Here is a 20,390-nt window from a genome sequence, read left to right as displayed (position 1 = left end):
CAACCATTGAAAATAGCCGACCATGCCCTTATTAATAGCCAAGCGTCCGTTGTATATTTGCCACACAACACGCAAAGCGTGGCAAACCCAACAGCGCAACCATTTATCCGACCTTGAAGACCTTGAATGTATTTTTGCTGATTGATTCAGCAAATTAAGCGAATACAGATTGGGTAATTTTGCACCATTCAACACCACCGCCCAGATGCGCTTAGGCATGGGATTTAGTCTATTATTAAGTTGAAACACTGCCCAAACACAGGTATAATTCAAGGTTTACCATTTTGCTACATCAATAAGAGCGCATTTATGAGCAATGATAACATCACAGGCAACGAAGGCTACCAAGAAGAGTCATCATCTCAATTAGCAGAGCTAATTCGCCTTGGCAAGGAACAAGGGTATCTGACCTATGCCGAAGTGAATGACCAACTGCCCGATTCGGTCACCGAAAGCGATCAAATCGAAGACATCATTCAGATGCTGACCGATGTCGGTATTCAGGTCTTTGAAGTCGCCCCTGATGATGACGATATGCTACTGGCTGATACAGGTAGCGATGATGATATGGCAGCCGATGAAGCCGCTGCTGTCTTGGCATCGGTAGAAACCGAGCCGGGTCGTACCACCGACCCTGTGCGTATGTATATGCGTGAAATGGGTACGGTCGATCTATTGACCCGCGAAGGTGAGATTGGCATCGCCAAACGCATCGAAGAAGGCACACGTGAAGTGCAGTACATCATGGCGTATTGGCCGGGCACGGTCAAGCTTGTGCTGGACGAATACCAACAAGTCCTAGATGGCGAAAAGAAAATTTCTGATGTGGTGTCAGGCTTTTTGAGCCTTGAAGACACCGATTTTGAGCTGAGCGAAGAAGATGCTGAGCTAAACTTGGACGAGCCAAAAGCTGACACGCCTGACATTGATGATCTCGATGACGAAGATGAAGATGGCGACGGCGGTAGTATGGATGCCGATGCCGATGACTCAAATCTTGATCCCGAAGAAGTGCGTGTCCGCTTTGAAGAGCTACAAGCCCTATATGACAAGACGCAACAAGTCCTAGACAAGCACGGTCGTGGTAGTGATGAAGCCAAAGCCGCCGAAGATGAGCTTGCCAATCGCTTTATGCTCATCAAGCTAAACAATCGCTTGTCTGATCAAGTGATGGAGCTGATGCGTGAAGTCTATGAAGATGTGCGTGCCAACGAACGCCGTATCATGAAGCTGGTGATTCGTCGTGGTAAAATGCCACTAGAAGAGTTCAAAAAGACTTTCCCAAGTAACGAAACCAATATCGAGTGGCTGGCACATCGTATCGAAGGCAAGCCTGCTTTTGCAGAGACTTTGGCAAAAATCGAAAAAGATGTCGTCGCCCTACAAGAAAAAATCCTAGCGCACGAAGTCGCCCTAAAAATGGACATTCGTGATATGAAGGCGGTCGCTCGACAAATGGCCATCGGTGAAGCCAAAGCACGCCGAGCCAAAAAAGATATGGTCGAAGCCAACTTGCGTCTGGTCATCAGTATCGCCAAGAAATATACCAACCGTGGCTTGCAGTTCTTGGATTTGATCCAAGAAGGTAACATCGGTCTGATGAAAGCGGTGGATAAGTTTGAATATCGTCGTGGCTATAAGTTCTCTACCTATGCAACATGGTGGATTCGTCAAGCCATCACCCGCTCGATTGCCGACCAAGCACGCACGATTCGTATCCCTGTGCATATGATTGAGACGATTAATAAAATCAACCGTGTCAGCCGTCAGCTACTCCAAGAGATGGGTCGTGAGCCAACGCCCGAAGAGCTGGGCGAACGCCTAGATATGGACGAAGCCAAAGTCCGCAAAGTGCTAAAAATCGCCAAAGAGCCAATCTCTATGGAGACACCAATCGGTGATGATGAAGATAGCCACTTGGGTGATTTTATCGAAGACAACACCATCTCAAGCCCGATTGAGAATGCCACCGCCGAAGGCTTGCGTGAAGCGACTCGTGAAGTCTTGGATAATCTGACCGAAAGAGAAGCCAAAGTCTTGAAGATGCGTTTTGGTATCGATATGCCAAGCGACCACACGCTTGAAGAAGTGGGCAAGCAGTTTGATGTGACTCGTGAGCGTATCCGCCAAATCGAAGCCAAAGCACTGCGTAAACTACGCCATCCTTCTCGCTCAGAGCATCTGCGTTCATTCTTAGAAAACGATTGATAGCCACTTTATCAATCTTTCAAGGTCTGCTAAAGTCTGCTAATGATGATTGGCAGACTTATTTTATCCCTATCAATTTTAAAAACTTATTTATGATGAAAATTATCGGTTCAAAATACTATCATCCCCGCCGTATCGTGGATGAACACTATGTCAATGGCGTGCATCAGCTACAAGTGCAGGCACTCGATGAGCGTGTCAGCTCAGACAGTCACCCTTTTGCTGGCTTGATTAGTCGTATGATGGCGACGGTCAATTTTCGTGGTGATGATATCGTCATCAAAAAAGAATCGCTCAAGGACTTTGTGCAATGCACCGATTACAGTACGGCGCATTATAATGGTCAGACAGGCGTGTTCTATGCAGGTGAATTGTGCTATTTTCATCCAGACTATGAGTTTTTCTTAGTTTTGAATGAAGATTTGAGCAATGATTATGACAAGACCATCATTGAATCAGGGTTTTATGGCGTGTCACTGCTTGGTTATAATAGCCAACAAGCGGACAATTTGACAAAAATCCGTCAATTTTTTGATAAATATCTGAGCAAATATGTCTCAACAGATGCCAAAATCAGCCTATTGCTCAAAGAAGGTCAAGATTTGGTGTTCAAAACCCATGTCATCAAGCCGCTTAGCCTAGATATTGACACCATGTACAATGATGACTTTGTGCCTGTGCATCAAAAAATCAAGCAGGATTTGACGCAAGGCAATAAAGGCGTGATGCTATTGCATGGCGTGGCAGGCTCAGGCAAGACCAACTACATCAAGTGGCTCACCGCCCAAATCCCCGATAAGAACTTTATCTTTGTGCCAAACAATCTCATCGGCGCATTGGCTGATCCGCAGTTTATGGGTATGCTGATTGATAACAAAAATTCAGTGCTGGTGCTCGAAGACTGCGAAAACTATATCGCCGAGCGTGTCGGTGGTGGCAATACATCGGATGTCGTTTCGAGCATCTTAAATATCGCTGATGGTATCTTGTCAGATGTACTTGAATGTCAATTTATCTGTACTTTTAATGCTGATTTGATGGATATCGACCACGCCCTACTGCGACATGGTCGTCTGATTGCCGAATATCAATTTGGCGCACTCAGCGTCGATAAGGCAAATGCGTATTTGGCAAGTATTGGTAAACAAATGACAGTCGATACACCAAAGACACTTGCACAAATCACTAATATGGATGATGCGCATTTAGTCGCCAAGCAAAACAAAGGCGGATTTGGCTTTATTAACTAAAAACCGACCAGATGGTTTGGTGTTAACATCCTACGATGGCGACTTGAAAAAACTAACAGTCATCCCCATTGATACGACATCAAACCAATTAGGAAAAATGAATCATGACTAATAATACCACTCCAAGCCGTACCGAAATCCAAAACCCAGAGCTTTGGACTTTTCCGATGGATTATCCGATGAGCATCATTGGCAACGAAGGCTATCGTGAAGAATTACTAAACGAAGTGAAGCTAATTTTGGCGGAGATTTTCCCTGAATTTGACCATGCAAGCATCCAAATGCGTGCATCAAAAACAGGTCGCTATCATGCACTGCGCCTAAGCCTATACTTAACCCATGCCGACGAAGTCAATCGACTCTACACCGCACTGGATAAGGCAAAAACTGTACGCACTGTCGTATAACCGACAATCCCAAAAAGATCGCCTGATGGCGGTCTTTTTTTGTGATGTGATTTGATAAACCAGTTTATCACACCCTACAAAAAATCGCACACCCCGCCAAAAAAGTGCTATAGTATCCATAAGATTTCAATACTTGATAGACTATGAATAGCATCAAAACACATCTGTGCACCGATACGCCCAAAGATACCGCCGTCCCTGCCAAGCCTGCCCATGCACTGCGAATTTTACACACATCAGATTGGCATTTAGGTAAGCTATTATACAATCAATCTCGCTATGATGAGTTTGAGTGCTTTTTAAAATGGCTACAAGAAAGCTTGCTTAGTCATCAAGCGGATGTGCTGATTGTCGCTGGTGATATTTTTGATACGATGACGCCAAGCAATAAGGCGGAGCACCTGTATCATCATTTTTTGGCGCAAGCGTTCAAAAATCATATCAAGCACATCATCATCGTCGCAGGCAATCACGACTCACCGACCAGCCTACAAAAGACCAAAGAAGTGCTTGGCGTGCTCAACACTCATGTCATCGGTAGCGCCACTGACAATCTTGAAGATGAGCTCATCACCTTGTATGACGGCGAGACACCGAGTGCGATTATCATCGCAACGCCCTATTTGCGTGACCGTGATGTGCGTACCAGTGGCGATGCCCAAAGTATCGAACAAAAAAACAGCGACCTACTTCAAGGTGTTGCTGACCATTATCACCTATTAGCCAATCTTGCTAAACAAAAACAGCAATATATTAAAGATACTTATCAAATAACCATTCCAATCATCGCCACAGGACATCTGTTCGTCGCAGGCTCAAGCGTCTCATCGGCGGATGATGGTATGCGAGATTTGCAAGTGGGTACACTTGGACAAATCAGCGCAAGTATCTTTGATGATGATATCGACTATGTGGCGCTCGGTCATATTCATGCAAGCCAAATCGTCGCTAAGCAAAGTCGTATCCGCTACTGTGGTTCGCCGATTGCGATGGGTTTTGGTGAGATTGGACGGCATAAACAGGTGCTGATTGTGGATATCGCCGATGGCCAGCCGATTCAGGTGAACGCCCTATCCGTGCCAATTTTTCAAAGCTTAGCCAAGATTAGTGGCGAACTTGATTTTATTTATGATAATTTAGCAAAACTATCAGAATACGACCAAGATATTTGGCTTGAGATTGAATACACGGGGTCAAAAGTATTGCCAGATTTACGGCAATTAATTACTGATGCTATTAGTGAGACACGACTGACGGCGCTGAGTATCAAAAATCGCAGTACCTATAAAGGCAGTCTGTCACAGGGTGTTACATCAGCTGTACCAAAGCTTGAGATGTTGAGCGCGACCGATGTGTTTGATAAGCGACTTGAAAAAGAAGCACTCAATGATGACGAAAAAACCGCACTCAAGCACGCATATCAAACCCTACTCAAAGAATTACAAGAAACCGATACCAAAGCCCAATAATCGATACACATACATGGACAAACAATGAAAATTATTAAGCTAAGCTTTGAAAATATCAACTCACTCAAAGGCAAATGGCAGGTTAATTTTGAAGACCCTGCCTTTGATGCCAATGCGTTATTTGCCATCACGGGTGCGACGGGCGCAGGCAAGACAACAGTGCTTGATGCGATTTGTTTGGCGCTGTATGGTGAGACACCCCGAGTTACGGTCTCAGCAGCACATAACGAGCTGATGAGTATCGGCACGGCTTTTGCATCGAGTGAAGTGATTTTTCAAGTCAATAAAACGGTGTACCGTGCGTATTGGTCACAGCGCCGAGCCAATAAAAACCCTAATGGCAAGCTACAGCCCATTGTCCGTGAATTATCATTATTAAGTAGTACTCAAGATGATACCGGCAAGATTATTGAAGAAAAAGCGAGTAATGTTGAAAAAAAAATTATCGAAATCTTGGGTATGAATAAAGAGCAGTTCACGCGTTCGGTGATGCTTGTTCAGGGGGATTTTTCGGCATTTTTGCAAGCTGAAGCTGGCAAGCGTGGCGCAATTTTGGAGCAGATTACCGGCACGCAGATTTATGCTGAGATTGGTAAGCTTGCCTTTGAAAAGAATAAAGAGCAAGCACTTGCGCTCAAACAGCTAACGACACGACTTGGTGAAGTTAATTGTATGGACCAAGCGACTTTTGATGCGCTGATTGGCGAGCTCAATCAAGCTCAAGCACACAGCGATACACTAGCCAAACAGCTAAATAATTATGAAAATGAGCTAAATGCTGCCAATCACTATCAAAAGCTACATGATGAGATACATCTTTGGCAAGCTAAATTGGATGACAGCCAAGATAAGCTTAATGACTTTGCTGATGATAAGGCTAGGCTTGATAAAGCAAAGCGTGCTTTTGAGATTTTGCCCTTTTATCAGCAGTATCATGAGCTGAAAAATGATCATGATACCGCCAATCAATCTTTAACTCATCTCAATAATCAGCTGCCACAACTCACCGCACAACTGGATATGCATAGCAATCAGCTAGCACAGTATAAGCAGGATTATGAGCAGGCGGTGCAAGCACTCAATGACAAAAAACCTGCCATCACGGATGCGCGCAAGCTAGACCAACAGATTGCACTGACACAGCAAAGTCTAAATCTGTGCGATGCGCAGTATAAGGATAGACAGCAATCTTATGCAGAAAATAGCAAGCATATCACAGAGACACGCTCAAAAGTCGCAAGCATCAGTGATGCACTAGTCCAACTTCAGCAGCAACTAATGGCTGATGAACAAGATGAACATTTATTAGACAAGATTAACCATCTTAAGCATAGTGCCAACAAAATCAGCGATGCAAAAGCCTATATCGGTAAGCAATATCAGCATCTAAAAAAAGCGCATCAGGATCTACATCAAGCCAATACCAATCGCTTAGCCAAGCGTGAAGCGTACAAATCGGTAAAAGACAAAATTGCAGATGCTCATAATACACTGGCATCACAACAAAGCGAACTTGCAACTATCTTGGGCGTAAGTGCGATTGATTCTACGGATAATTATCAAGACTATCTAACTAGGCTTGATAATCAGCTAAAGCATCTGCAACAACAAGCACATCACTACGAACAGCTCATTGCTCATACACACAATCATCAAGCGCTGATGACTGAAATAGCCAAGCTTGATGAATCTATCCATAATGAGCAAAATCAGCTAAACAATGCCAAGCATAATATCGCAAACAAACAGCAAGCACTGACCGATGCGATGGCACTACAAAATGCACTTAGTGAGACATACGAAACCAAAAAACAGCTGATACACATGAAGTCGCAGTTTGATAAGCTGAGCGACGGTCATCCTTGTCCATTGTGCGGTTCGACAATACATCCGTATAAGCATAACGGCACGCAGCCAAGCGATGATGATGCACAAATCGCCAAAGATAAGCTAGATGCACAACTTGTCATCACGACCAATCTACAAGATGAAATCAATCAATATTTACTTAATATTCATACGCTAGAAACCAAAATCAGCACACTGTCAGCGACAAGCGGGCAGACCAAAGATCAGTGCCAACAGCTATCTGAGCAGATGATGGGGATTTGGGCGCAGTATCATTCAAATAAGCCATTGCCAAGTTACTTACAACTTGAAGAAGATTATCAAGCATTACTACAGGATTTGGCTCATAAAGATGGGCTAAAACAACAAGCGCATGAGCTGATTTATCAGATCAAAGATAGCCAATCCAATCTTGCGACCTTGACTGTGCAGCATGAGCATATCATCGCCGACGGTACATCGCTCAAATCCCAAATCGCAGGATATCTAGCGCAGATTGTCAGCATCCAAAATGAACTGACTGCACAATTTGACACCGTGAATACGCTGACAGATGGGCTTGGTGCATTTGGCATTGATTGTCAATCTTATCATCAGTGGCAAGAAAAGATTTGCAGTCAATGCACTATCCCAGAGCAGATATCGGTGGATGATTGGATTGCATCGCCTAGTCAGATGATTATGAATGTCAGTGCTGATGGCATTGATGATTTGTTATCTTTGATTAATAATTATCAACATAATCTTACTAAGCAATACGAGACTTATGAGCAGTTATCAGCCCAAAAAATCGCACTGACTCATGAGCAGATTGAACATCAAACCCGATTAAATGCACTGATGGCTGAACAACAAACGCTTGAATCAGCTTGTCATAGCTTAGATACTCAGCGACATGAGTATCAAAAAATTCTACAATCTCAAAGTGAGCAACGGTACGCCCTACTTGGCGATGCAAGTGTCGATGATGTAGAAAATGCACTGCAATCTGCCATCAGTCATCATCAAGCACAGCTTAGCCAAAGTGAACAAGCCTATCAGACAGCCAAACTCACACTTGAGCAAGCGACACTCAGCATCAAGCATCAAGGCGAACAAGTCGCTCAGCTACACAAAAAACTACAACAAGCAGGGAAGCTTTGGCAAGATAAGCTATCAGATTCTTTGTTTGATGATGAAGCAGACTTTGTGGCAGTACAGCTTGATAAAGATGCGATGCAAGCACTCGATGAGACCTTGCAAGCACTTGAGCAGGCGCATCAACTTGCCAAAATCACTTATCAAGATCGTGTCAATAGTTTAGATGAATTACAAAAAAATCATCCAACTATCCATGAGATTAATCTGCCACAGCTACAAGAGACCGTCAGTCAGCTTAAAGACGAACAAGCCTTACTGCACCAAAAAATCGGTGAGCTTAGCACCAAAAAAGATACTGAAGAACAAAACCGCCATTATCAACTAGAGCTAATTGAACAAATCGATCAGCAAAAGGCACAAAATGAAATTTGGGCGAAGTTAGATGTGCTCATTGGCTCGGCAGATGGTCGCAAGTATCGCAACTTTGTGCAGGGCTTGACACTGGATTTGGTGCTATATCATGCCAATCATATTTTACAAAAAATGAATGATCGCTATCTATTAACCCAAAATGCAGATAGCGGCAAGGCGCTTGAGATTTTGGTCACGGATTTGCATCAAGGCGATGTGGTACGCAGTAGCAAAAATCTGTCAGGTGGCGAGACATTTATGGTAAGTCTAGCGCTTGCGCTTGGTTTATCACAGATTAATAGTCGGCAGATGCAGATTGAGTCGCTGTTTTTGGATGAAGGCTTTGGCACGCTTGATGAAACTGCACTTGATATGGCGCTCAGCACCCTATTTGAGCTACAACAAAGTGGTAAAAGTATCGGCATCATCAGCCATGTCGCAAGCCTAAAAGAGCGTATCGATACCCAAATCATCATCGAAAAGCGTGCCGGCGGTACAAGCGTGATGAGCGGTGCTGGTGTCAGTCGGTTGGCGTGATTCGGCATTTATTGGGCGTTGTCTAGGCGTTATTTGGGTATTGTAGCCTGTTGTGATGGCTTTGTTGGTTTGTCATTGATTGAGCCAACCACCAAGTTTGCCCAGTTTGCTAAGTTTGCCAAGCTTTGTTACAATGCCGTTTGTTAAATGCCATTTATTATTAATCAACTGATATCCATCCATGCCAAAATCCATTGTCGAACAAGCACTGCGCCTAGGGGCAAGCCTACCAAGTAGTGATGACATCACAGCCAAGCACCGCCAAATCGCTGCCGAGTTTGAAGCGGATATGGCAACTGATGCGCCAAAAGCCTTGCTTAGCGATACGCATTTGTCATTATCGGATTATCTGACGGCGGTCAAGCTAGTCATCGATGACAGTTTTGACCATGAAGTGTGGGTGCGCGCCGAGATTCGCTTGATGAATACTAAGGGCGGGCATTATTATTTTGAGCTTGCCGAAAAAGACGATGCAGGCGACATCACCGCCAGTTGCCGTGCGACGCTGTGGCGGTTTCGTGCAAGCACTGTACTTGCCAAATTCAAGGCCGCCACAGGGCAAACGCTAAGCGCTGGCAGTAGCGTGCTGATTAAATGCTCGGCGACATTTCATGCGCAGTACGGCTTTAGCCTAAATATCAGCGATATTGACCCAAGTTATACGCTTGGTGAGATTGCGATGGCGTATCAAGCGATGAAAAAACGCCTAAGCGATGAAGGCTTATTGATGCTCAATCGCAAATTGCCGACGCCTTTTGATATTCGTCAAGTGGTGGTGATTGCACCCGAGCAGGCAGCGGGCTTAGGGGATTTTCGTGCAGAAGCTGACCGCTTAGCGTCGGCAAATGCCTGCCAATTTCATTATCATTATGCGACTTTTCAGGGCAATCATGCACCGAGCGAGATTCGTGCTGCCATCATGACGGGGATGAGTCATTTTATCGAATCATTTGATGACTTGCCTGATTTATTGGTCATCATTCGTGGTGGTGGTGCGGTGGGTGATTTGGCATATCTGAATGACTATGAACTCGCCGCACTCGTGGCGGAATGTCCTGTGCCTGTGTGGGTGGGCGTGGGGCATGAGCGAGATACGGTGATTTTGGATGAAGTGGCGCATACCAGCTTTGATACACCATCCAAAGTCATTCTTGGCATCGAATCACATCTGGTGGCAATGGTCAAAAAAGCCCAAGAGCAGATGACAAAAATCAATCGCTACAGCCAAACTAGCATTGCTCATGCCAAGCAAAACAGTGAACGCAGTCTTGAGCGTATTCGCCTAAATAGCTCACGCACGCTGATGCTCGCCAAAAAAGACAGCCATCATGAACTCAGACAGCTCCAATCAGCCATCAAGCATCAAGCACAGCGACAAAAACAGCACAATGATGCACTTATCAGTAGCATCAAATCCAGTGCAACCAAAAAGCTCGCCACTGCCAAAGCACTTAGCCAAACTGCATTTGAGCGACATCAATCGCTTGGCACACGCCTACATCAGCTCAAAGAAAATTGCCGACATCTGCAAAGTCTGATTCTGATTCAGCATCCCAAACGCACACTACAAAAAGGCTATGCCATCATCAGTGATGAGACGCACACACCGATTGGCAGTATCACCAAACTTCATCCCAATCAGACGGTGCATATCAGCTTTGCTGATGGTAAAGCATCGGCAAAGATTGAGCATATTGATCCATCAGACTTAAAATAAGGAAAATTATGACCACAACCATCTTGGCACAAACAGCGCTCGAGCTTGCTCAAACTCGCTATACTTGCAAGGCATACGATGCCACCAAAAAAATCGATGATACCACACTGCATACCTTGCTTGAGATGCTGCGACTTGCGCCATCGTCGATTAACATTCAGCCATGGTAGTTTTTGGTCGCAGGCAGTGATAATGCTAAAGCAACCATCACCACCGCCATGACTGGTGGCGATGCACACAATGTGCCAAAGGTACAAAACGCATCGCATACTCTGATTATGTGCACTCGCACGACGATTGATGATACACATCTAACTGCCGTGCTACACGCCGAAAAGGATGCGGGTCGATTCGCCAGCGATGAGATTATGCAATCTCGCCAAGCGCTGTGCAGTCACTATATCAGCCAATACGCTACGCAGCCCGAGCTATTATTACAATGGGCGGAGAATCAGACCTTTATTGCACTTGGGCATCTACTGCTATCTGCCAAGCTACTTGGCATTGATGCCACACCAATCGGTGGCTATGATGCTGCAGCACTTGATCAAGCCCTAGACCTGCCTGCCAAAGGGCTAAAAAGCTCGGTACTAGTCGCACTTGGTTATGCCAGCGATGCCGATGGCAATCGTACATTGCCAAAAGCTCGCTTGGCGATGGATCAGCTGGTAACTTGGCTGTAGTATCAGGTAAAACTTTGCTAAATGCCAAGCTTGTCATGCTTTGGCATTGCTGACCGCTCTTAATGCATAAATATAAAGAATCAATAAAAACAGCTATTGTTAATCTCTAACAATAGCTGTTTTGCTTAACCATGCTTGCTTATGAGCGATAATCCGCATTAATCTTCACATAATCATAAGATAAATCACAGGTATAAACCGTATCGGTCGCATCGCCCCGTCCAAGCTCGATATGCACGGTAATCTCAGGACGCTTCATGACTTCACTGCCACGCGCTTCGGTGTAGCCTGTCGCCAATCCACCACGCTCACAGATGGATACTTCATCGAGTGCGACATTGACACGGCTTTGGTCAAGCTCGACGCCTGCATAGCCGACCGCCGCTAGGATACGACCCCAGTTCGGATCGGAGGCAAAAAACGCTGTCTTGACCAGTGGTGAATGTGCCACCGCATAGGCGACATCGGCACACTCATTGGTATCTTTACCGCCAGTGACTTTGACGGTGATGAACTTGGTCGCCCCTTCGCCATCACGCACGATGAGCGTCGCCAAGCGGACAAATACACGCTCAAGCGCCGCATAAAACTCATCAAACTTAGGATGACTCTCACTTATCTCACCTGCCGTGCCTGTGGCAATCAGCGTACAGCAGTCATTGGTCGATGTATCACCATCGATGGTGATGCGGTTGAATGAGGCATTGGTCAGCTTGATGAGCATCGATTGGAGCAAATCTTGGTCAATCTTGGCATCAGTCGCCACAAAGCCAAGCATCGTCGCCATATTTGGGCGAATCATCCCTGCACCCTTTGAGATGCCTGTGATGTGATAGTCCACGCCATCAATGCTGACCTTTTCGCTAGCAAGCTTAGGGATGGTATCAGTCGTGCAGATACCGTGTGCAGCATCTAGCCAGTTATCTTCGGACAAATCCGCCAAAGCACTGTCCAGTCCTGCAATGATTTTATTACTTGGCAAGGCTTCACCGATGACGCCTGTTGAGTATGGCAAGATATTTTGGATACTGACCCCTGCTTTATTTGCCAAAGCATCACAAGTCGCCAGTGCACGCTCAACGCCATCTGCACCCGTTGCAGCGTTGGCATTACCGGTATTAATCAAAAGATGTGTAGGCACTGTATTTGCAATGTGCTTACGAAGTACCTGCACAGGCGCAGCACAAAACTGATTTTGGGTGGTGACAGCCGCCACCGTCGCCCCTTTAGCAATCTCAAACACCACCAAATCACGGCGGTCAGCGTATCGCACGTACGCTTTGGTCGTGCCGATTTTTACCCCAGAAATCGGATAAATCGTCTGTGGAATGCTAATATCACCAACTGCCATGAGCGTGCTCCTTGTCGTTTTATTAAAAAATGGTTTCGTTAAAAAAATCAGTTTAATTGCTTACCATCAAAGACATCTGATAAGGCGTTTGATAAGCTATGTGAAGTTTTTGGCTATCACAACTATGCACAGCCATGCCATCATCCCTGTTGAATTTACCCAAAAATCCAACAAAAGTCAAACGCCCAAATTCTTCGTAAATCAAATTTGTGCAAATCACCTTACAAATCAAACTTCGCCCAAATCGGCGCATGGTCAGATGGCTTATCCATACCACGAATATCATAGCTGATACCAGCATCGACACAGCGATTTTTTAGCCCATCTGTACATAAAATGTGGTCAATGCGTAGTCCACGCTTCGGCGTATCTTCAAAGCCACGAGAGCGATAATCAAACCAACTAAACTCATCGGCGGCATCGGGTCGGAACAATCGATAAGTATCGCTTAAACCTGTTTCCATCAAAGCTTGGTACCAGTCACGCTCTTCAGGCAAAAATGAACACGTACCTTTGGCAAGCCAGCGTTTGGCATTGACTTCACCGATACCGACATCGATATCCAGTGGCGAGATATTCATATCACCCATGATGATAAGCTCATTGCCATCGCTTTTTAGCTCGGTGATATAGCGGTTCAAATCGGCATAAAACGCACGCTTCATGGGGAATTTGGTCTCATGACTGCGATTTTCGCCCTGCGGAAAATAGCCGTTTAGCACATCAACCACCTGACCGCCAAAGTCATAGCGTGCATGAATCAGTCGGCGCTGGGCATCGGCATCGCCAAACGGAAAGCCCTTTTGCACAAAAATCGGCGCTTGCTTGGAGATGAGCGCCACGCCATAATGCGACTTTTGCCCAAAAAATTCCACATGATAGCCAAGCTCGCTTGCCATCTCAAGCGGAAATGCTTCATCATGCACTTTGGTTTCTTGAAGTCCGATGACATCTGCATTCAAGCTTTCTTTGACGGCTTGTAGCTGATGCGGACGAGCTCGCAGCCCATTGATATTAAAACTGACAAAAGTAGTCATCATTATGCGCCTAATGTATTTATTTTCAAAAAAATTAGGCTATTGTAACAATTTTTGGGGCAAATGGCGAAATTTTTTGTACAAAGTTTTGTTGCATCAACATTCATCAGACACTCTTGTAAAATACTAACACCCAAGCGGATAAAAGGTGTACAATAGTAAGCCAATTTCATTGATTATCTTTGGGCAATTATAGGGAAATCGTGATGTCAATTTATCAAAAAAATTACAAAGTCTATATCAATCACACCGATGCAGGTGGGATTGTTTATCATGCCAATCATTTAACTTTTTTTGAAAACTGTCGCCGTGATTGGTTGGCATCATTGGGTTATGATGGCTACTTTTTTGACTTATCCGATGATGGCGAAGGCACGGCAAATACACATGGTCAAGGCGGTGCGGTGCATTTTGTGGTAAGTCAAGCCGAGCTCAAATACATCGCCCCGCTGCTCGTTGATGATGAGCTAAGCGTTACTGTAGATAGCCTGACCATTAAGCCTGCAAGCCTAATCCTATCCCAAAGTATCTATAGACCCGATAGTGATAAGCCTGCGACCACAGGCAGTATCACCCTTGCTTGTGTGCGTAATGATGGCAAGGCCATTCGTCCGCACCGTCTGCCGACATCCTTTGTTCAGACGCTCAAAGCTTTGTCGTCGCTTAGCCATCATAATTAAGCTGTGCTGATATGTCAAATCATCCTTTAATAATCTTTAATCATATATCCATCACAGATAATGACGCACAGGGTACTCATGTGCTACTCGATGATGTCTCAGGCGTGCTCTATGGCGGTGATAAAGTGGTGTTGACGGGCGCATCAGGTGCGGGCAAATCCGTACTACTGTCTGCTTTGGCAGGACAAATACCACTGACACAAGGTCAAATTCTGCTAGATACGCCAACAGCGCAGAACCTAGCCGCCACACCACCGCAAGTTTGGCGTCATCAAGTCGCTCTACTGACTCAGACGCCTGTGATGATGGATGGCACGGTATTGGATAATTTGAAGTTACCTTACCGCTTTAGCCATCATAAAAATCAGCACTTTGATGAACATCAACATCTAGCATGGCTATCACGATTTGGCAAATCGGCAGATTTTATTCATCAAGACATCACCAAGCTGTCTGGCGGTGAACGCCAAATCGTGCATTTTTTGCGTATGCTACAGCTTGAGCCGACGGTGCTACTGCTCGATGAGCCGACCGCAGCGCTCGATACGGTGAGTGCAGGCGTGCTGATGACGCTCGTGCATGAATGGCTTGATACGCATCGTGCTTATATTTGGATTAGTCATCGCACGGATGAAGTGGATATGCTGGGTGCGATATCGTGGCAGATGACGGCAGGACGGCTTGAGTGTGCACAGCCTGATGGCTTGGAGCGTGTATGATTTTAGATATCATTGATGTGCTGATGGCATCGCTGCTTGTGCTGATAGCGATTGGGATATCTGTTTATCTTAAGCTTGGACTTGCCAAGACCTTGCTCATCGCTAGTATCCGCACGATAGCACAGCTTAGCCTAATCGGGCTGATACTGGCATGGGTCTTTGCCCGCGAAGCATGGTACGAAGTGCTGACGATATTATCCATCATGACGCTCATCGCCGCTATCTCTGCCAAAAACCGCATCAAACGCCCCTATCGTGGGCTACTGACCGATACCCTGCTCTCACTGGGTGTGGCAACAGGTGTGGTGACGCTCGTGGCGATGATGCTGATTTTGCAGGTTTCGCCGTGGTATGCGCCGCAGTACATCATTCCGATTTTGGGCTTGATTTTGGGTAATTCGCTGACTGCCATTTCGCTAACCACAGGACGGCTGATTGACCATCTGCACAGTGAGCAGGCCGAGATTCGTACGATGTTATCGCTGTCTGCAACCCCTTATGAAGCATGCCACAGTGCCATCGCCACAGCCATTAGTAGCGGGATGATGCCGACGATCAACTCAATGATGGTGGTGGGCGTGGTGAGCCTACCAGGAATGATGACAGGTCAAATCCTAGCCGGTGCTGATCCGACGCAGGCGGTGCGTTATCAGATTATTACCATGTTTTTTATTTGTGCAGGCAGTGCGCTGTCGTGTACGCTATCGGCATTGTTTGTGGTGAGACGGTTTTTTAATCGCAGAATGCAGCTTGTGATACCAAAATAGGATTGTGAATTGACCAAACAAAAAAACCGAACCATCACAGTTCGGTTTTTTTGACTTAAGTTATCACTGATTTTGTAGCTTTTTGAGCTCATTGAATAAGTGATTGAGCTGAGCTTCATAGCTGCCGTCATGTGGTGCACTATTTGGTGCATTTTGCGCAGGTGCATCTTGTGGCGTTGATGGCGTGGTTTGTTGGTTCTGCGCTTGGCTTGGTGCTTGAGTTGGCACTTGGGCAGATGGATTTGGACGCTCGGCAAGTGTGATTGGTAGATTGAGCGTTTCACTGCCACGACGAACGACCGCAGTCATCTGCGTGCCCGGTGCTTTTTTGGCAACCAAATTCACCAAAGCATTGCCATTGGTCAGCTGCATATCATCCAAAGCAAGCAACACATCGCCCGATTTGATGCCTGCTTTATCAGCTGGACCATCTGCGAGCACTCGGGCAATCAATAGCCCTTCTTGGGTGTCGATGGCGGTTGGGTTGTCAGCGGTGCGAGCGATTTCCACGCCAATCCAGCCACGGCTGACATAGCCTTTATTAATCAAATCATTCATCACTTGGCTGACGATGGTTGTCGGGATGGCAAAGCCGATACCCATTGAGCCACCTGAGCGAGAATAGATGGCGGTATTGATACCGATTAACGCACCATTGGCATCGACCAATGCACCGCCTGAGTTGCCCGGGTTGATGGCAGCATCCGTTTGAATAAAATCTTCAAAATTACTAACGCCAATCCCAGCACGCCCTGTCGCTGAGATGATGCCTTGAGTGACAGTTTGTCCCACGCCAAATGGATTGCCGATTGCCAGTGCGACATCACCCACTTGGATGGCAGTATCACGAAACGCCATCGGCACAAGGTCGCTACGCTCAACACGAATGACCGCCAAATCGCTCTCAACATCGCGCCCGATGACTTTGGCATGAGCCTTTGAGCCATCATGAAACACCACAGTAATCTCGGTGGCATCTTCGATTACATGGGCATTGGTGATGATATAGCCATCTTTTGAGACGACCACACCTGAGCCGAGACTATTTTCTTCTCGTTCAATCTTGCCATAATGCTGTTCAAATAACTGCTGAAGTACAGGGTCATTGGCATAAGGGCTACGGCTGATACGCTGTGTGGTGTAGATATTGACGACTGACTGCGCCGCTAGGCTGACCGCATTATGATAAGAGCTGACAGGGCTTGGCGTATCGGGATTGACCCCTGTATTATCGGCGACTTTGGGCTGCCAGACGGTTTGGGCGGGCTGTTGGCTGAGTGTATCCACTTGCGTGCGTGTATTTTGCAGTTGCTCATAGACGAGCCATAGCACGGCTGCCAAAGCGATGGCAAGTAGCCAAGGCAAAATCGCCCAAGCGCTAAAGCCTTGTTGTTTTTGGTGAATTGGCTTTTGGTTCATAGTTTATCCTTTTAATGGCAAGATGGTGTCATTTGCAGTTGATGTGCAGTTGATGGCGAAGTATATCATGGGCGTATCAAGCAAGTTTTTCAAGGTGGATACATTTGGTAATTATTAGTCTAATGAATTTTTCTAAATTTTATCATCACATCAGCACTGCACTCATTGGCGATGGCTAAGTGATAAAAAGCAATCAAGCAAATCCAAACACCCTTGCCAAGCTTGCCAATCACTCATGAAGTCATTACAATAGCCTAAATTGATAAATTTTTGGAAAATTGCCATGACAACCACCATCAGCGCCCAAGAATTGACCCGTTTTTGTGATGAATATTTGCAGGCGAGTAATTTTAGCGATTATTGCCCAAATGGACTGCAGGTCGATGCAGGCGTGCCAATCAGCAACATCATCACAGGCGTGACTGCAAGCCAAGCTTTGATTGATACCGCCATCGCCCAAAACGCCCAAGCGATTTTGGTGCATCATGGCTATTTTTGGAAAGGTGAACCTGCCCCGCTCGTCGGTATGAAAGGCGCACGCATTCGCAGTTTGATGCAAAACGGTATTTCGCTCATTGCCTATCATCTGCCATTAGACGCCCACCCTATCATCGGTAATAATGCCGTCCTTGCTGATGAGCTGGATTTGCAAATTGTCGGTGCATTGTATCCACATGAGAAGTACCCTGTAGGTAATATCGCCACCACAGCACCGATTCGCGCATCAGATTTTGCCCAAAAAATCAGCGATGCACTATGCATTGCACCCCTACACATCAATGCAGGCGAAAAAGACCGTATCCTAACCAAAATCGGCATCTGCACAGGTGGTGCACAAGATATGATTGAGCAGGCGTATGCGATGGGCTGTGATGCCTTTGTGTCTGGGGAAATCAGCGAACGTACCACGCATTTTGCCCGTGAAATGGGCATTGATTATTTTGCCGCAGGTCATCATGCCACCGAGCGCGGCGGTATCCGTGAGCTTGGGCGGGTGGTGCAAGCATCATTGGGTATCCCGACCAAGTTTGTTGATATTTTTAATCCTGCGTGATGCACAAAAAAACTAGCTTACAATTAACGAAAAAATTGCCAATGATATCGATTGGCAATTTTTTATACCCTATAATGACTATGCAGTCATAAATTAAATTTGACAGCGTGTTTAAAATAATAGCAATAATTTATTTATAACTAATATTTAATTGATAGCTTATAATAAATTTTTAATATGAAATAAATTCAGCGTTTTTGGTAACAATTCTACACATTATTGTAAAGTTGTGTTTTTTTGAATTGAACTTGACCGAATTTTTTTGCATAGTGTACAAATACCAATCGAACTTTGGTGTGATTTTAACCAAATTTGATGGTTCTTGCTCGGTGATTGCCTAGCAAGTTGGGAGAATGAATGCAAAATCAGTCAGACAAAAGACACAATAACAACCAATCAACTCACAAATCGCCCTATCGTGCCAAGCCGGTACGAGCGGTGTTTTTGCACGACCTTGAAAAAGGCAAATGGGCTTTTGTCAAAAATAAGATTTTTCGCCCGATAACAGAGCGTTTGGATACGGCTTATCGCACGATTAAGCAGTATCGCACGACCCATCCCCACTACTTCACCCGACTATGGCAAGCTTTGGCAGTGACTGTGCTTGTCATCATCCCTATCACAGGCGTCCTAAATCGCACCGCACCACTACAGACTGTGGACGGTGTCGAAAAAATCACCACCAATCAGGTGCTAACCGTCGCAACCGTGCCTAATCATAGCATTGCTTATACTACCGACGGGCTGATGCATGGCTTTGGCTATGATGTCGCTAGACAATACGCCAGCCATCTTGGTGTGCCGTTGGCATTGGTTCATTATAGTAATGACAGCCAAGCGCTACAGGCGGTTGCATCTGGTACGGCTGATATGGCACTATTGAGCAATGGTGAAAATCAGCTGAATAATCAAGACGAGATGGTGATTAGTCCAGTTGCTTGTAGTGATGAAGAGATGGCGATTTTTGCTAAAGCAGGTATTGATAATACCTTAAGCTTTGTAACGACATCTGCGGTGGATACCAATGAGCATTTGACCAAATTTTTGTGCAATGGCGAATTTCAAGAAGATTTGACCTATTTAGCACAATTTCATAATGATACTTTACTTGAAAATGCTTATAACGCCAAGCATTTTCAAGCAGCTATCAAAAAACTGCCATTGTTTGAGTATGGCTTTAAGGTCAGCGCCAAAGAGTTCAATCATGATTGGCAATTACTTGCGATGATTGGCTATCAAGAATCGCATCTCAATGCCGATGCAACATCACCAACAGGCGTGCAAGGCATCATGATGCTTACCCAAGACACCGCAAAAATGATGGGTGTCAAAGACCGCAACAATGTCACCCAAAGCATTCATGGCGGTGCTAAATATTTAAATAAACTACAAGGTCAATTTGCTGATATTCCTGAAGTTGACCGTTTATGGTTTGTGCTTGCGGCATATAACATGGGCCCAAACGCCGTCAGAAATATTCAAGATAAGCTAAAAGAACAAGGCAAAGACCCTAATCTGTGGCTCAATGTCTATGCCTATCTAAATAAGCACGCCGATACCAACAGTCGATATGGTCAGTGCGTCACCTATGTTACCAATATCCGCACATATCTAGAAGCGATTAAACGCCACAATCAAAACGCTCAAAGCGAACAAACACAAATCACCGCCAAAAGCGACAGCAAATAAAGTAAATAAAAGCTCAATAACAAAGCCCACCTGATATTTTTTGGTGGGCTTGTCGTTTGGTTTG

Annotated in this window: 16 protein-coding genes; 13 read left to right on the top strand and 3 right to left on the bottom strand. The window is 45.4% G+C overall.

Translation table 11 applies throughout. The features are described from left to right. Nucleotides 1-309 precede the first annotated feature (309 nt). The 8 genes from rpoD to B0680_RS03920 all read left to right on the top strand — a co-directional run bounded on the left by rpoD (nucleotide 310) and on the right by B0680_RS03920 (nucleotide 11,610). On the top strand, nucleotides 310-2,208 hold the full coding sequence (gene rpoD, locus B0680_RS03955; RefSeq protein WP_078253757.1) for an RNA polymerase sigma factor RpoD: 1,899 nt from the start codon (nucleotides 310-312) through the stop codon (nucleotides 2,206-2,208). A gap of 92 nt (nucleotides 2,209-2,300) precedes the next feature. Then, nucleotides 2,301-3,458, top strand: coding sequence for an AAA family ATPase (locus B0680_RS03950; protein WP_228143744.1), 1,158 nt, complete (start codon nucleotides 2,301-2,303; stop codon nucleotides 3,456-3,458). A 104-nt stretch (nucleotides 3,459-3,562) separates the two neighbouring features. Next, the gene (locus B0680_RS03945; protein WP_078253756.1) at nucleotides 3,563-3,865 is read left to right on the top strand and encodes a YbeD family protein; all 303 of its coding nucleotides are present in this window, start codon (nucleotides 3,563-3,565) and stop codon (nucleotides 3,863-3,865) included. Between the two features lie 143 nt (nucleotides 3,866-4,008). Beyond that, nucleotides 4,009-5,334, top strand: a complete 1,326-nt coding sequence (locus tag B0680_RS03940) for an exonuclease SbcCD subunit D C-terminal domain-containing protein (protein ID WP_078253755.1) — start codon at nucleotides 4,009-4,011, stop codon at nucleotides 5,332-5,334. Between the two features lie 24 nt (nucleotides 5,335-5,358). Further along, complete coding sequence (locus B0680_RS03935) at nucleotides 5,359-9,210, top strand: AAA family ATPase (RefSeq protein ID WP_078253754.1); 3,852 nt, start codon at nucleotides 5,359-5,361, stop codon at nucleotides 9,208-9,210. A gap of 181 nt (nucleotides 9,211-9,391) precedes the next feature. Continuing rightward, the gene (xseA, locus tag B0680_RS03930) at nucleotides 9,392-10,927 is read left to right on the top strand and encodes an exodeoxyribonuclease VII large subunit (RefSeq protein ID WP_078253753.1); all 1,536 of its coding nucleotides are present in this window, start codon (nucleotides 9,392-9,394) and stop codon (nucleotides 10,925-10,927) included. An 8-nt stretch (nucleotides 10,928-10,935) separates the two neighbouring features. After that, nucleotides 10,936-11,097, top strand: coding sequence for a nitroreductase family protein (locus tag B0680_RS03925; protein ID WP_078253752.1), 162 nt, complete (start codon nucleotides 10,936-10,938; stop codon nucleotides 11,095-11,097). Nucleotides 11,098-11,100: 3 nt separating this feature from the next. Further along, nucleotides 11,101-11,610: a nitroreductase family protein gene (locus tag B0680_RS03920; protein ID WP_078253751.1), complete on the top strand. Its 510-nt coding sequence runs from the start codon at nucleotides 11,101-11,103 to the stop codon at nucleotides 11,608-11,610. Between the two features lie 139 nt (nucleotides 11,611-11,749). On the opposite strand, the gene argJ is transcribed toward B0680_RS03920, so the two are convergent. Together argJ and xthA are read right to left on the bottom strand one after the other, a co-directional pair. After that, the gene (gene argJ / locus B0680_RS03915) at nucleotides 11,750-12,961 is read right to left on the bottom strand and encodes a bifunctional glutamate N-acetyltransferase/amino-acid acetyltransferase ArgJ (protein ID WP_078253750.1); all 1,212 of its coding nucleotides are present in this window, start codon (nucleotides 12,959-12,961) and stop codon (nucleotides 11,750-11,752) included. Nucleotides 12,962-13,182: 221 nt separating this feature from the next. Then, nucleotides 13,183-13,998: an exodeoxyribonuclease III gene (gene xthA / locus B0680_RS03910; protein ID WP_078253911.1), complete on the bottom strand. Its 816-nt coding sequence runs from the start codon at nucleotides 13,996-13,998 to the stop codon at nucleotides 13,183-13,185. A 206-nt stretch (nucleotides 13,999-14,204) separates the two neighbouring features. On the opposite strand from xthA, the gene B0680_RS03905 reads away from it, so the two are divergent. The 3 genes from B0680_RS03905 to B0680_RS03895 are packed head-to-tail and all read left to right on the top strand — an operon-like array spanning nucleotide 14,205 to nucleotide 16,164. After that, on the top strand, nucleotides 14,205-14,678 hold the full coding sequence (locus tag B0680_RS03905) for a thioesterase family protein (protein WP_078253749.1): 474 nt from the start codon (nucleotides 14,205-14,207) through the stop codon (nucleotides 14,676-14,678). Between the two features lie 11 nt (nucleotides 14,679-14,689). Continuing rightward, nucleotides 14,690-15,397 (top strand): ABC transporter ATP-binding protein, encoded by a 708-nt coding sequence (locus B0680_RS03900; RefSeq protein ID WP_078253748.1) that lies wholly within the window; start codon nucleotides 14,690-14,692, stop codon nucleotides 15,395-15,397. Then, nucleotides 15,394-16,164, top strand: coding sequence for an ABC transporter permease (locus B0680_RS03895; RefSeq protein ID WP_078253747.1), 771 nt, complete (start codon nucleotides 15,394-15,396; stop codon nucleotides 16,162-16,164). The genes B0680_RS03900 and B0680_RS03895 overlap by 4 nt, the downstream gene beginning before the upstream one ends. A 63-nt stretch (nucleotides 16,165-16,227) precedes the next feature. Here the strand turns inward: B0680_RS03895 and B0680_RS03890 are convergent, their stop codons facing one another. Beyond that, nucleotides 16,228-17,583, bottom strand: a complete 1,356-nt coding sequence (locus B0680_RS03890) for a S1C family serine protease (RefSeq protein WP_078253746.1) — start codon at nucleotides 17,581-17,583, stop codon at nucleotides 16,228-16,230. Nucleotides 17,584-17,866: 283 nt separating this feature from the next. Here B0680_RS03890 and B0680_RS03885 point away from each other — a divergent pair, with 283 nt between their 5' ends. Further along, nucleotides 17,867-18,637, top strand: coding sequence for a Nif3-like dinuclear metal center hexameric protein (locus B0680_RS03885; protein WP_078253745.1), 771 nt, complete (start codon nucleotides 17,867-17,869; stop codon nucleotides 18,635-18,637). Between the two features lie 357 nt (nucleotides 18,638-18,994). Continuing rightward, nucleotides 18,995-20,326, top strand: a complete 1,332-nt coding sequence (locus B0680_RS03880) for a transglycosylase SLT domain-containing protein (RefSeq protein WP_078253744.1) — start codon at nucleotides 18,995-18,997, stop codon at nucleotides 20,324-20,326. The last annotated feature ends 64 nt before the right edge of the window (nucleotides 20,327-20,390 follow it).

Source organism: Moraxella pluranimalium (assembly GCF_002014825.1).
Taxonomy (GTDB): domain Bacteria; phylum Pseudomonadota; class Gammaproteobacteria; order Pseudomonadales; family Moraxellaceae; genus Moraxella; species Moraxella pluranimalium.
This window is presented reverse-complemented; position numbering and strand designations above follow the sequence as displayed.

Bases quoted from the DNA above. Each gene is read 5' to 3' on its own strand.
- B0680_RS03945 (WP_078253756.1), top strand. From the start codon at position 3,563: ATGACTAATAATACCACTCCAAGCCGTACCGAAATCCAAAACCCAGAG.
- rpoD (WP_078253757.1), top strand. From the start codon at position 310: ATGAGCAATGATAACATCACAGGCAACGAAGGCTACCAAGAAGAGTCA.
- B0680_RS03940 (WP_078253755.1), top strand. From the start codon at position 4,009: ATGAATAGCATCAAAACACATCTGTGCACCGATACGCCCAAAGATACC.
- B0680_RS03890 (WP_078253746.1), bottom strand. From the start codon at position 17,583: ATGAACCAAAAGCCAATTCACCAAAAACAACAAGGCTTTAGCGCTTGG.
- B0680_RS03925 (WP_078253752.1), top strand. From the start codon at position 10,936: ATGACCACAACCATCTTGGCACAAACAGCGCTCGAGCTTGCTCAAACT.
- B0680_RS03885 (WP_078253745.1), top strand. From the start codon at position 17,867: ATGACAACCACCATCAGCGCCCAAGAATTGACCCGTTTTTGTGATGAA.
- argJ (WP_078253750.1), bottom strand. From the start codon at position 12,961: ATGGCAGTTGGTGATATTAGCATTCCACAGACGATTTATCCGATTTCT.
- B0680_RS03880 (WP_078253744.1), top strand. From the start codon at position 18,995: ATGCAAAATCAGTCAGACAAAAGACACAATAACAACCAATCAACTCAC.
- B0680_RS03905 (WP_078253749.1), top strand. From the start codon at position 14,205: ATGTCAATTTATCAAAAAAATTACAAAGTCTATATCAATCACACCGAT.
- xthA (WP_078253911.1), bottom strand. From the start codon at position 13,998: ATGACTACTTTTGTCAGTTTTAATATCAATGGGCTGCGAGCTCGTCCG.
- B0680_RS03895 (WP_078253747.1), top strand. From the start codon at position 15,394: ATGATTTTAGATATCATTGATGTGCTGATGGCATCGCTGCTTGTGCTG.
- xseA (WP_078253753.1), top strand. From the start codon at position 9,392: ATGCCAAAATCCATTGTCGAACAAGCACTGCGCCTAGGGGCAAGCCTA.
- B0680_RS03935 (WP_078253754.1), top strand. From the start codon at position 5,359: ATGAAAATTATTAAGCTAAGCTTTGAAAATATCAACTCACTCAAAGGC.
- B0680_RS03900 (WP_078253748.1), top strand. From the start codon at position 14,690: ATGTCAAATCATCCTTTAATAATCTTTAATCATATATCCATCACAGAT.
- B0680_RS03950 (WP_228143744.1), top strand. From the start codon at position 2,301: ATGATGAAAATTATCGGTTCAAAATACTATCATCCCCGCCGTATCGTG.